Consider the following 11557-nt stretch of genomic DNA (forward strand, 5'->3'; position numbering starts at 1 on the left):
GCCATCGCTCCTCCGGTTGGCCGACCACCCAAACCCCCGCCGCCTCCAGGAGAACCACCGGTACGTCCGGAGGCGGCGGGGCACCCGGACGGCGGCAACCCGGCGGGGCGTGCTCACGGCCCTTCCCCGTCCGTGGACGCCTCCTCCCGGGGAGACGGTGCCGCCTCCGTCTGGCGCAACAGAGCGATGCCGGCCCGGGAGCTCCAGGTGCCCGGGGCCTCCGGGATGTCAGTGGGGCCTGTGCCGCCACGTTCTCCTGATGCACACGTTCCTGATGCACACGGCGTCCAGCTGTATCCGTTTCCGCCGCCGACCGCGTTCCCGGCCGAGGCCTCCCCCCTGCCGTCCATGCCCCCTCCCGGTGCGGTCTGGCCAGCGCCACCGTCGACACCGACGGCACAACCGTGGAAGACACCAGGGCTGCTGGTCCGGCTTTCCGGGCGAACCGCGGCGAGCGACGCCCTCGCGGCCCCGGCTCCCGGCGACGACGGCCTGCCGCGGACGGATCCGCCTGACGACAACGCACTGTCCACCCTGCCGGCTCTACTGCCACAGCCAGTTTCCCAGCCGCAACCAGTTTCCCGGCCGCTGGCAGTTTCCCGGCCGCTGGCAGCGCCACCCGTGCTGCCGGCGGCGCTGGCGTCGTCACCGGCGCGGCCAGCGCCAGTGACGACGCCGGCCGTGCCTGGCGAGCTGTTCCGAGCGACCGACGTCGCAATCCGGATCATGGGAGAGATCGCCGTCGAGGCGCCGGGGCCCTGCGATCCGGATCGCCGGGAGTTCCTGACCGAGCTGGTGGTGTACCTGGCTCTGCATCGCTCAGGGGTACTTTCCAGCGCTCTCAGCGCCGTGCTCCTGCCGCCAGGGACTCCTGACGACGTGCTCAACGACGAGCTCGAGCATGTCGCCGGCTGGCTCGGGAGTGACAACGAGGGCCGCCCGCATATCACGGTCAGTGATAACGAATGCTGGCGCCTGACTGACGACGTCCGGTGCGACTGGGATCTTTTCGTCGCCTACACCCATCGCTCCGCCCAACCGGAGACGGACGCCGAAGACGATCTTACAACAGCATTACGGCTGGTCGCCGGACCACTGTGGACAAATCTGCCGGCAGGCCGCTACCGATGGCTGGACTCAGGCAGGATCAGGACGATCACCTCCACCGCCGTCGTCGATGTGGCCCACCGACTTGCCAACTTGACGCTCGGTAACGGCGATACCGTTACCGCCATCGCGGCGTGCCGAACGGGCCTGCGCGCGGCGCCAACAGCCGAAATCCTGTGGCGAGATCTACTACGCACAGTAGCAGCTCGCCATGACCGCAAGGCCCTGGAGGCGGTGATCAACGAGATGTACCAGATGATCGCGCCATCACGGACCGGCCTCGGCATCCAGGCAGAAACGAATGCGCTGGTACGCGAGCTGCTACCGGGATTCCGCCGGCGGCAACAGATCAGCGGCAGAAGATCCACGATAACAGGCCGATAGGAGCCACTGCCGGCGGACGGCCAGCCGGTTCACCTCGGCGCCCGCCGGATCAGCCCGTACCCAGGAAAGCCCAGGGCGCCGGACCGAGGCCTGCGGCGTTGCTCCGTCACGGTCCGACAGCCACGTCCCGGATCAGTACGACCCGCCGGCGCGGTATGGCAGCGGGCCCGGAGGGTAGCCCGGTGGAGGCGGCTGCCATGGCCCCGGAGCAACCCGCGGGCCCCGCAGCGTCCCGAAAACCGCCAGGACCGCAATCGCTCCGAAGGCGGCGAGGTGGATGTCTGACAGATCCAGGATGGTCTCACCAAGACGTATCACGACATCGCCGCCTCCCCAGGCCAGCACGGCATGCTGCAGCAACGCCACGGCAACAGCCATCCTGGCCGCGAACAGGAAGAGCCGGTCCGACCAGCGATCACCAAGAAGGCCGAGAGCCAACAGCCCGATCAGCACCGCAAAATTGTCGACCGCGTAAACGTGGAGATCCGGATAAAACATCTCGAACGCGCAGAGCCCGGCCACGATCATCGCGGTGAAGAACGTGACGCTGCGGGGCTGCGCGAACAACGTGGCGAGAAGCAGCACACCAGCGATCGCGGAGGTTCCGACCAGGCTCGGCTGCCCGGCGAGGACATAAGCCTTCCAATGCAGCTCCGCGGGGGCGAACACGACGACGCCCATACCACCGACGAGCAGGCAGAAGACTGTCCACCGGCCGAAGGTCCAGCCGGCGGTCCAGCCCCGCCAGCCCAGGACGACGACCAACGCTGCGGCGGCACCCGTTATGATCAGCCACCCGCCGACGTCAAGCGAGGAGCCGAACTCCTCCTGGGCGAAGCCGAGCTCCGCGACCGACATGACGGACAGACCGGCCACACATCCGGCCGCGAAATCACGCCAGGCACCCCGGCGGTTCCCGGCCACCAGACCGACAAGCATCACCGGCAGCGCAAGGAACGCCACCGTGAACTCCCCGAAAACGTCCCATATGTCGTAATAACCGATAATCGTCGGTATCCGCGCGGTGTTGGCCCGCGAGATCACGGGGATGGCCGTAAGCACAGCCGCCACCAGCAGAACCGCCAGAACTGGCACCGGCATTGGCGACGAACGGCCGAAGCGTCCCTGCTGGGGTGGCCCGGGTGGAGTGAGGAGCCCACGTCGGTCCGCTCCGGGCGGTGGAGGCTGCGGCGGGGGCGGCACCGGGGGCTGCGCATTCCAGAGAGCACCCTGGACGGGCTGTTCCTCGGCCTCCCACGGCGGGAGCGGAGGCCCGACCCGGGTGTGGCCCGTTTCAGGCGATGGCGGTGGGGTCTGCCATCCTGGCCAGCCAGCTGCCTGACCGTGGCCGGCGGATGGCCGAGACGGCCCGAACGGACCGGCTGCCGACGCGTCATCCAGGCCAAGACCACCGCGGATGACACGGGTAGCGACCCGTTCGGCCTCGGTAACGCCGTAGATTTGCCTTCCGGTGAGGCTGGCCACCGCACCCACGGCGGTGCAGCGCTGTGCCGGCGGCTTCGCCAGCGCCCAGGCGACCACGGAGGCGAACGGCTCCGGAACCCCTTCGAGATCGGGAGCGTCTCCCAGGACCCGGGCCATCGACGCCGCCGGTGTCCCGGCCGCGAACGGATGCCGGCCCGTCGCGGCGAACGCGACGCAGGTACCCCAGGCGAAGATGTCGGCGGCAGGCCCGGCTCGCTCTCCGGAAAGCTGCTCGGGAGCCATCCAGGCGATGGTCCCGATGCTGAAGCCGGTTTTCGTGTTCATGGTGGCGTCCGAGAGCCGAGCGATGCCGAAATCGATGACCTTCGGCCCGTCCCAGTCCATGATGATGTTCGCGGGTTTGAGATCGCGATGCACCACGCCAGCCGCGTGGATGACGACCAGGGCCTCGGCAAGACCAACGGCAAGGCTCATCAACGTCGGGCCGTCCAGACGGCCGCGGCGGCGTACCGCGTCCGCCAGGCTCACCCCGTCGACGTAGGCGGTCGCCATCCAGGGGCGAGGGGCGTCCACATCAGCGTCCAGGACCTCGGCCACAAAAGCGCCACGGACGCGCCGGGCAGCGGTGACCTCCTGGCGGAAACGGGCCCGGAACTCGGGATCCGCCGCCACGTTCAGGTGCGGAAGCTTGATCGCTACAGGCGTGTCATCAGGAGCGAAGGCCTGATAGACCACGCCCATTCCACCTTCGCCGAGACGGCCGTGCAGCCGGTAGGGCCCGACAGAACGCGGATCGTCAGCAGCCAGTGGCGCCAGCACCGGCTCCCCTCTCGCCAGCCCCCATCACGAGCGGAGAGTACCCGACCGGACCAGCCCGACCCACCTTCCAGTCAGAAACCAGCCAGACATCCGACGGCCCTCGACACGTCCGCGACAGGGCCATCACCGAGGCTGGACGGACGAAACGGACAAAGCAGGCGCGAGGACCGCCACCGTCGCGGCAAGAGCAACCACAACGATCATAGCGGCACGCAGGCTGATCATTTCTGCGAGCCCTCCGACGATCGGGGGGCCTATCAACCAGCCGACATAACCAAAGCTCATAACCCTGGCAACAGCGGCCCCAGCGGACGGGGACCGACCGGAAGCACGAATGCCAAGCCGCCCTGCCGCCGATATCGTCGACGGGACGACACATGCCATTCCGATACCAATGATGCCAAAACCCACGATTCCGCCAGGTACGCCGATAGCGGTGTCCGCGACGGCCAGCGCGGAGAGGAACACGACACTCGTGGCCCCAGCCGAAACCCGGACCAGGCAGGCGGCCCCGACGGCGGCCGTCACCCTGTCCCCAGCCAGCCGCCCGACCAGCATCGTCCCCGCGAACAGGACGAAGCCGATGCCCGCGACATCCACGGACGCACCCGTCACATCCCGCAGGTAGAGGGTGCTCCAGTCCGCGGCCACACCCTCGCACAGGAAACTCGACAGGCAGATGAAACAGAGCATGTCAAGCGGACGGCCGGCCCCCCGGCGGATGTTCAGGCCATGCCGAAAACCGCGGGAACCCCGAGAAGCGCGCGGAGCGGACACCGCCTCGGGTGTCCGCTCCGCGGCCGTGCCGACCGCTCCGGATCCCCCCGTTTCCCCGGCGTCCCCGCTCTCATCGGCTCCCTTCCCGGCATCCTCGCCCTTCTTGTTCCTGGTCGGCTGGTTTTCCTCGTGCTCCTCGACAGCACCGAGCAGGGAGACCGGAGCCGACACAGGAAATACCGGACAATCACGATCATGAATTGGCACCACGGACTCGGTCATCACGACGCCGACAGCCGTATCCGTAATATTTCCGCCGTCCCGGCCGGTCGTGTCACCGGCAGCCCTGCCACTGACGGCAACATCTACACCCGCCACGTTATCGATACTCCCGGTATCGGCGACATTTCCCGCCACCGCCGGGTTCCTCGCATCCATCACGGGCGCACGACGCACGATCAGTGCATCGTCAGGAGCGGGCGCGTCACGCGGCAACATCATCAGAGTCGGCGGAAGACCGATGACGAGCCCGAGCGCGCCGACGCCGGCGAGCTGCCAGCCGAGCGGCGTCTCCGCGGCCGCGCCCGCCGCGCCCAGGGCCGCTCCGACAAGCGCACCGCCCGTCCACGCCGCGTGCAGCCCCGACATGATCGGACGCCCGTAGCGTCGCTCCACCTCGGTGGCCTGAGCGTTGACCGCGACGTCGAGCCCGCTGCCGCTGGCCCCCCAGAACGCAAGCAGCACGAACAACACGGGCAGGCTGCCGGCACCACCGATGAGCACACCGGCGGCGCAGTACAGGACAAGACTGACCCGGATCACGGGGACACTGCCGACACGCCCGACGAGAAGACCAATGGCCCACATGATCAGAACTGCGCCGGCCGGTGCTCCAAGTAACGCCAGCCCGAGCTCGCCCTCACTCAGCGCAAGCGACGCTTTCACCTCAGGGATGCGAGGAATCCAGGCCGCGAAGACGAAGGCATGAACGAAAAGGCCGGTCGCTGTTGCGACCCGAGCCGCCCGGGGCAGGGCGCCGCCCGGTGGTGACATCTCCGGCAACGGCTGTCCAGACACCACAGGAAGCGTACCTTCCGGCTTCTGCCCGTCCGAACGGAGCGCGACAGCCCTTCACGATTCATACATCGACGGCCCGCTGGCCACCCCGCGGCATTTTCGTGCTGACAGCCCGCTTTCCGGCCGAAGCCGGCGAGGCAGACTCGACGGATGAGGCTCGTCCTGCTGGCCGACACGCATGTGCCGTTCCGTGCCCGTGACCTGCCGGCCCCGGTGTGGGCAGCGGTCGACGACGCGGACACGGTGATCCATTCCGGCGACTGGGTCGACGTCGCCCTGCTGGAGCGGCTCCAGGCCAGAACTCCGCGCCTGATCGGCTGCTCCGGCAACAACGACGGACCCGAGATCCGCAAGCTGCTACCGGAGGTGGCACGTGTCGATCTCGACGGAGTCCGGACGGTGGTCGTGCACGAGACCGGGACAGCCACCGGCCGGAACCAGCGGGTCAGCGCCATCTACCCCGACGCCGGCCTGGTCGTCTTCGGCCACTCGCACATCCCCTGGGACGCCACGGTCCACCGGACGGGCGGCGCCGGACCGGTCCGGCTGCTCAACCCCGGCTCCCCGACGGACCGCCGCCGCCAGCCACACCACACGTTCATGACGGCATCGATCACCAACGGCCGCCTGGGGGACGTCACACCGCATCGGCTACCGCCACGCTGACGCCCGTTCGGAGATCGCGGGCCGATGCTGTACTCTTGCTCAGTCGGTCCGCTACCGTGGCCCGGCAGGCGCTCGTAGCTCAACGGATAGAGCACTTGACTACGGATCAAGAGGTTGGGGGTTCGAGTCCCTCCGAGCGCACGTCAGGTTGAGACAGGTCAGAGCCCCGCAGCCGATCACACGGCGCGGGGCTCTGGTCTTTCTGAAGCAGCGGGTGCAGCAACGGCCCTCAGCCCAGGAAGCCGTCGGGTGTGCTGCGGCGACGAAACAGGTCAAGCGATCGCGGCGATGTCCCCGTCGTCAAAGTAGATCGCCTGATGCAGCCGGCCACCAAGAGCGGCAGCGTATCTGGCGACCACGTCCTGACCGGAGAGTGAGCCCTGCTCGATCTGCGAGATCCGGCCCTTGGTCACCCCCATCCGCTCGGCCACCTGCTGCTGGGTCAGACCCCGCGCACGACGCACCTCGGCAAGCCGGTGCCCCACCGCGACCGCAAGAAGCTCCTGCTTGCCGGCGGCGACCGCCTCCTCCCCGCCGGCCCGGGCGACCTGCTCGGCACGGACATCAGCCCACCGTACGTGACCACTCATCGCCGATCACCCTCCTCCTGGCCGCGTTCCACCAGGTAGCTCTTGTAGCGTTGCTCCGCCAGTGGAATCGCTTCGTCGTACCAGGCGTTCCACTGCCCGGATTTGTCCCCGGCAACAAGCAGGATGCTCGAACGCTACGGATCGAAACAGAACAAGATCCGTACCGTGCCCGGTCTGAGTTCCTTCAGGTTCGGCAGCGACGAGCCGCTGATCGTGTCGACCAGCGGTCTCCCCAGCCCGGGGCCGGTCTCCGCGAGCAGGTCGATCGCCTGGACGACCCGCGCGTGTGTCGCGGCGTCCAGGCCGTCGATCCAGTCACGGACCTCGTTGACGAGGTAGACGTCCCACTGCCGCCCGTCCATCAAACGAGTATAGCTCTCACTAAACCATGGCACCGCGAAGACCACCAAGATGACCATAGTCAGAACGACTGACAGCCAAGTTGACAGCCAAGCCGGTGGACGAGGGTGGACGTTGGCGGACGCCCATGGACAGAGCCCACCAGGTCAGCGGACGGGGCGGACCTCTGCGAACGTCGACGGAAGATCTAAATCTAACTACGGGTCAAGAGGCTGGGGGTTCGAGCCCCTCCGAGCGCACAGTGTGCATCCCCAACCCGGTCGGTGTGCCACCGGCCGGGTTCGGAACTTGTCAAGATCTTTAAGACAAGATTCTTTGTGGATTACCCTGCATGCGTTCTCTGTCGGGGGACGACCTCCGATCGTTCGGGGATGCCGGCGGCGGCCGGTTCTGCTCGCTCGTCGGGCTTGTGGTTGATCCCGGCAGGCTGTGGGAGCGGCGGCGGAACCGGGCGCCGGTTCACGAACCGCTCCGGGTGCGCGGCGTAGGCCGCGTCGAGGACGCGGCCGCGGGCAGCGTGCACCGCCTCGGCCTGGCCGAAATACACGACCGCCGGCGCGAGATAGCCGATTCCCGAATGTCTGTGCTCGTGGTTGTACCAGGCGAAGAACCGGCGGCAGAACTGGCGCGCCTCGGCGAGGGTACCAAAGCGGTCAGGAAAGCCGGGCCGGTACTTCAGCGTCTTGAACTGGGACTCCGAGTACGGGTTGTCGTTCGAGACCCGCGGCCTGGAGTGCGACCGGACGATGTCGAGGTCCGCGTAGAGCATCGCGACCGTCTTCGACGTCATCGACGAGCCCCGGTCCGCGTGCACCGTCAGCCCCGACGTGTCGACGCCGTACTTCTCGCAGGTCTGCGTGACCAGCTCCTTCGCCAACTCGCCCGACTCGTTCGGCGCCAGCATCCAGCCCACGACATACCGGCTGAAGATATCGAGAATGACATACAGGTAGAAATAGCTGTGTTTCGACGGCCCCTTGATTTTCGTGATATCCCAGGTCCACACGCGGTGGGGCGCCTCCGCGAGCAGCTCGGGCTTCACGTGCGGCGGGTGCGTGGCCTGGGCGCGGCGCTCCCCGGTCTGGCCCTCGGCGGCCAGGATCCGGTAGAAGGTTCGCCAGGAGGCCAGGTAGACGCCCTCGTCGAGCAGCGTCGCCCACACGGACCGCGGCGACGCGTCGGCGAACCGCTCCGAGTCGAGCATCGCCAGCACCCGTGCCCGTTCCTCCGGGGACAGCGCCCGCGGCTGGGCGCGCTCCCGGTGCGGCTTCGGCGGGCGGCGCGGCGGAGCCGACGCGGGCGGCCGGTGGCGCCGGTAGAACGTCGCCCGCGACCGGCCCGTCAGCTCGCACGCCTTCTTCGCCCCGACGACGTCGGCCAGCTCGACCGCGCACGCGTCGGCTATCCGTTCTCCTTCGGCGACGATTCCCGGGTGATTCCGGGAATGCTCTCGGAGAGCGCCTCCACGAGCGCGTTGGCTTTTCCCATGATGTCCATCACGCGCCGGGACGCCTCGAGTTCCTTATCTTGCCGGGCCAGCCGCGCCCGCAACTGCTCGATCTCCTTGTCCCGCGGGTCGGGCGCAGGCCGGCCCCGCGGCTTCGAGAACGCCCCGGCCACGCCCTGGTCCCGCGCCCGGCGCCATTCCACCAGGTGCGCCGAGTACAACCGCTCCCGGCGCAGGATCGCGCCTTTCTCACCCGGCCTGGTCGCCGCGTCGTATTCCGCGAGAATCCGCGCCTTGTACTCCGCCGTGAACGTGCGCCGTTTCGCCTTCGGCTCGACCTCCGGATCAGGCCGGCCGGCCTCGGGCTCGTCCACCCGACCATCATCGACCAGGCCCTGCCCGGCCGTCAGCACCACTGCCACGATCTCCCTCTCCCAACCCCGCCCAAGCTAGCCTAGATGGGAAATATCTCCTGTCTCATCCCATCTTGGCAGGTAGGGCCTAACCCAGGTCGCCTACGCCGCGGCTTGCATCCAGCTCCCGCGCACCGCGCAGGCCCAATACGACGCCGGCCCGGCGCTGCCGGCCGGGGCGCCCCTGCAGGTGGGGGATCTCGTGTTCTTCGGAACGGATCAGAGTAAAGTCATGCATGTCGGCATCTACCTGGCTATGCAGGCCGGGCAGGCGCTGATGGTTGACGCTCCTCACGAGAGCGCCGACGTTCGTGTCGAGCCCTTCGCGGCGGCGGTTGGCGCGAGATGGGGGTCAGAGGTCTACCTCGGCGCCATCAGGGGACCGTCCGAGGGATGAGCGCGGAACCCTCTCTGTCGGGCTCGACCCGGCAGCCTGGTCGTTAGCCACCCCCCGGGGGGCTACGTGGCGTCGGCGGTAGAGATGTAGCGGGCGCGCATGGCCGAGCTGGCGGCGGGTCCCGCGGTGAAGACGTAGGCGTCGCTGTCGTCGAGGCGGCGGCCGGTCTTCGCGTCGATGACGACGGGTTCGACTTCTTCTCCGCTGGTCGCGTCGACGAGGATCATGCTGCGTTGCTCGGCGGGGAGGCGGGAATTGCCCCACGCCGCCAGTGTCACGATCACCGGGCGCAGCGAGCGGCCGAGGTCGGTCAGGACGTACTCGTGCCGGACCGGGTTGGTCTGGTAGGGGCGGCGTTCCAGCAGACCGTCGGCGACGAGGGTCTTGAGACGGGCGGTGAGCATGCTGGAGGAGATGCCGAGGCTGTCCTGGAACTGGTCGAAGCGGGTGTAGCCGTCGAAGGCGTCGTGCAGGATCAGCAGCGTCCACCACTCGCCGACGTGCTGCACCGTTGTCGACAGCGGGCACTCTCGGTCCTCGAGCCTGATCCGGCTCGCCATGGTGACCCCCTCCCCAGTAGCTGCTAAAGTCGAAGTCACTGACTTCTATTCTAGCAGTAGCTACGGGTGTGGGCCGGAGGATGGCCACACTCGGGAACAGGACGGCGTCATGACCTACATCCCTCCTACCGAATCCCTGCATGGCCGGCGTGCGCTGGTCACCGGCGGTACCGGAGGCACGGGCGCGGCCATCGCCCGGCGCCTCGCCCACGCCGACGCGACCGTGCTGGTGACCGGCCGCCGCCAGCCGGACGACCTCGATCCGAAGCTGTTCATCACCGCTGACCTCGCCACCGCCGCCGGGGCGGCGACCGTGGTGGCCGAAACGCTCGACCGCCTGGGCGGCGTCGACATCCTGGTCCACAATCTCGGCGGTTCCGAGGCACCGTCGGGCGGATTCGCCGCCCTCGGCGAGGACGACTGGGCCACCGAGTTGACCATCAACCTGCTGGCTGCGGTCCGCCTGGACCGCGGCCTGCTACCCGGCATGATCGAGGCCGGAAAGGGGGCCATCGTCCATGTCTCCTCCATCCAGCGCCGGATGCCACTGTGGAACGGCACCCTTGCCTACGCCGCCGCCAAGGCCGCGCTGACCACCTACAGCAAAGGGTTGGCCAACGAGGTCGCCCCGCGCGGGGTACGCGTCAACACCGTGTCGCCCGGCTTCATTCAGACCGCCGCGGCCGACGCTCTCGTCGACCGGCTCGCCCAGGGCGCCGGCATCAGCCGCCAGGATGCGTTGGCGGGGCTGATGGATTCCCTCGGCGGCATTCCGCTCGGGCGTCCCAACCGGCCCGACGAGGTCGCCGAACTGGTCGCCTTTCTTGTCTCCGACCGCGCTTCGTCGATCGTCGGCGCCGAGCACGTCATCGACGGCGGCACCACGCCGACCGTGTGATCCGTCCGCCCCTCACAGTCAGGACAGCCATGCGTGACAACGAGCCCCAGCCCATCGCCCCCGACGCGCTACCCGAGGTGATCGCCCGCTACCTGGCCTCGCACCGCACCCACAACACCCCGGCCGCGATCAGCGCGTTCACCACCGACGCCACCGTGATCGACGACGGCACCACCTACCACGGAACAGCAGCGATCGAAACCTGGCTGACCCGCTCGGCCAGCGAGTTCACCTACACCATCGAACTCACCGCCGCGCAGAAAACCGACCAGATCCACTACATCGCCACGAACCACCTCGAGGGCAACTTCCCCGGCGGCGTCGTCGATCTGCGCTACCAGTTCACCCTCCGCGACAACCTCATCGAACGCCTCGTCATCGAGCCCTGAACAGCGCTGGCGACAGACGGAAGACTCAACGCAAGGGTCAAACCGTGCGCCATCGACTCCATGGAGATCAGCAGACCAGGCAGCACCGCGGTGACCCACCGTCTTTCCCGGGCGGATCGCCGGCCGGGACCTGCGGTCAGATGCCAGCTCAGTCGCGGCAGGTGCGACAGCCTCACGCCACAACTGAATGATCCACTGCGCGGCGGGATTCCCCACGCCGGCGCACGTGAAGACTTCAGCGCCCAGATCACCGCGCTGGCCGACTGAAGTGTTCGGGTTCGGTGGAC

11 protein-coding genes and 1 tRNA gene are annotated in these 11557 nt (G+C 68.2%); 6 read left to right on the forward strand and 6 right to left on the reverse strand.

Annotation, left to right across the window (positions count from 1 at the left end; all coding sequences use genetic code 11):
* Positions 1 to 681: 681 nt before the first annotated feature.
* The gene (locus AC5LSR_RS05800) at positions 682 to 1491 is read left to right on the forward strand and encodes a bacterial transcriptional activator domain-containing protein (RefSeq protein WP_250281226.1); all 810 of its coding nucleotides are present in this window, start codon (positions 682 to 684) and stop codon (positions 1489 to 1491) included.
* 132 nt (positions 1492 to 1623) lie between these two features.
* On the opposite strand, the gene AC5LSR_RS05805 is transcribed toward AC5LSR_RS05800, so the two are convergent.
* Both AC5LSR_RS05805 and AC5LSR_RS05810 read right to left on the reverse strand, forming a co-directional pair.
* Positions 1624 to 3756: a serine/threonine-protein kinase gene (locus AC5LSR_RS05805; RefSeq protein WP_250289527.1), complete on the reverse strand. Its 2133-nt coding sequence runs from the start codon at positions 3754 to 3756 to the stop codon at positions 1624 to 1626.
* 123 nt (positions 3757 to 3879) lie between these two features.
* Complete coding sequence (locus AC5LSR_RS05810) at positions 3880 to 5553, reverse strand: MFS transporter (protein ID WP_250281223.1); 1674 nt, start codon at positions 5551 to 5553, stop codon at positions 3880 to 3882.
* Positions 5554 to 5700: 147 nt separating this feature from the next.
* Here AC5LSR_RS05810 and AC5LSR_RS05815 point away from each other — a divergent pair, with 147 nt between their 5' ends.
* Entirely contained in the window at positions 5701 to 6216 is a 516-nt protein-coding gene (locus AC5LSR_RS05815; RefSeq protein WP_250281222.1) for a metallophosphoesterase family protein, read from the forward strand.
* A 68-nt stretch (positions 6217 to 6284) separates the two neighbouring features.
* Positions 6285 to 6357 (forward strand) — tRNA-Arg (locus AC5LSR_RS05820).
* Positions 6358 to 6488: 131 nt separating this feature from the next.
* Here AC5LSR_RS05820 and AC5LSR_RS05825 read toward each other — a convergent pair.
* The 3 genes from AC5LSR_RS05825 to AC5LSR_RS05835 form a co-directional block, all read right to left on the reverse strand.
* The gene (locus AC5LSR_RS05825; protein ID WP_250281220.1) at positions 6489 to 6806 is read right to left on the reverse strand and encodes a helix-turn-helix domain-containing protein; all 318 of its coding nucleotides are present in this window, start codon (positions 6804 to 6806) and stop codon (positions 6489 to 6491) included.
* Between the two features lie 134 nt (positions 6807 to 6940).
* The gene (locus tag AC5LSR_RS05830; RefSeq protein ID WP_493468231.1) at positions 6941 to 7225 is read right to left on the reverse strand and encodes a type II toxin-antitoxin system RelE/ParE family toxin; all 285 of its coding nucleotides are present in this window, start codon (positions 7223 to 7225) and stop codon (positions 6941 to 6943) included.
* A gap of 263 nt (positions 7226 to 7488) precedes the next feature.
* Positions 7489 to 9005 (reverse strand): IS3 family transposase gene (locus AC5LSR_RS05835; protein WP_445548178.1). Its coding sequence is split into 2 segments (ribosomal slippage): positions 7489 to 8651 and positions 8651 to 9005, totalling 1518 coding nucleotides; the frame shifts between segments, so codons are not numbered across the junction.
* A 139-nt stretch (positions 9006 to 9144) separates the two neighbouring features.
* Here AC5LSR_RS05835 and AC5LSR_RS05840 point away from each other — a divergent pair.
* The gene (locus tag AC5LSR_RS05840; RefSeq protein WP_445548177.1) at positions 9145 to 9423 is read left to right on the forward strand and encodes a C40 family peptidase; all 279 of its coding nucleotides are present in this window, start codon (positions 9145 to 9147) and stop codon (positions 9421 to 9423) included.
* A 62-nt stretch (positions 9424 to 9485) separates the two neighbouring features.
* On the opposite strand, the gene AC5LSR_RS05845 is transcribed toward AC5LSR_RS05840, so the two are convergent.
* Positions 9486 to 9983: a winged helix-turn-helix transcriptional regulator gene (locus AC5LSR_RS05845; protein WP_250281218.1), complete on the reverse strand. Its 498-nt coding sequence runs from the start codon at positions 9981 to 9983 to the stop codon at positions 9486 to 9488.
* A 109-nt stretch (positions 9984 to 10092) separates the two neighbouring features.
* On the opposite strand from AC5LSR_RS05845, the gene AC5LSR_RS05850 reads away from it, so the two are divergent.
* Positions 10093 to 10881: an SDR family oxidoreductase gene (locus tag AC5LSR_RS05850; RefSeq protein WP_250289529.1), complete on the forward strand. Its 789-nt coding sequence runs from the start codon at positions 10093 to 10095 to the stop codon at positions 10879 to 10881.
* Positions 10882 to 10910: 29 nt separating this feature from the next.
* Positions 10911 to 11270, forward strand: coding sequence for a nuclear transport factor 2-like protein (locus AC5LSR_RS05855; protein ID WP_250281214.1), 360 nt, complete (start codon positions 10911 to 10913; stop codon positions 11268 to 11270).
* The last annotated feature ends 287 nt before the right edge of the window (positions 11271 to 11557 follow it).

It is taken from the genome of Protofrankia sp. CiP1_Cm_nod4 (genome assembly GCF_982290645.1).

What these genes read in the sequence shown, in the direction of transcription:
- AC5LSR_RS05815 (WP_250281222.1), top strand. Translation starts at nt 5,701, where the DNA reads ATGAGGCTCGTCCTGCTGGCCGACACGCATGTGCCGTTCCGTGCCCGT.
- AC5LSR_RS05825 (WP_250281220.1), bottom strand. Translation starts at nt 6,806, where the DNA reads ATGAGTGGTCACGTACGGTGGGCTGATGTCCGTGCCGAGCAGGTCGCC.
- AC5LSR_RS05830 (WP_493468231.1), bottom strand. Translation starts at nt 7,225, where the DNA reads ATGGTCATCTTGGTGGTCTTCGCGGTGCCATGGTTTAGTGAGAGCTAT.
- AC5LSR_RS05845 (WP_250281218.1), bottom strand. Translation starts at nt 9,983, where the DNA reads ATGGCGAGCCGGATCAGGCTCGAGGACCGAGAGTGCCCGCTGTCGACA.
- AC5LSR_RS05850 (WP_250289529.1), top strand. Translation starts at nt 10,093, where the DNA reads ATGACCTACATCCCTCCTACCGAATCCCTGCATGGCCGGCGTGCGCTG.
- AC5LSR_RS05855 (WP_250281214.1), top strand. Translation starts at nt 10,911, where the DNA reads ATGCGTGACAACGAGCCCCAGCCCATCGCCCCCGACGCGCTACCCGAG.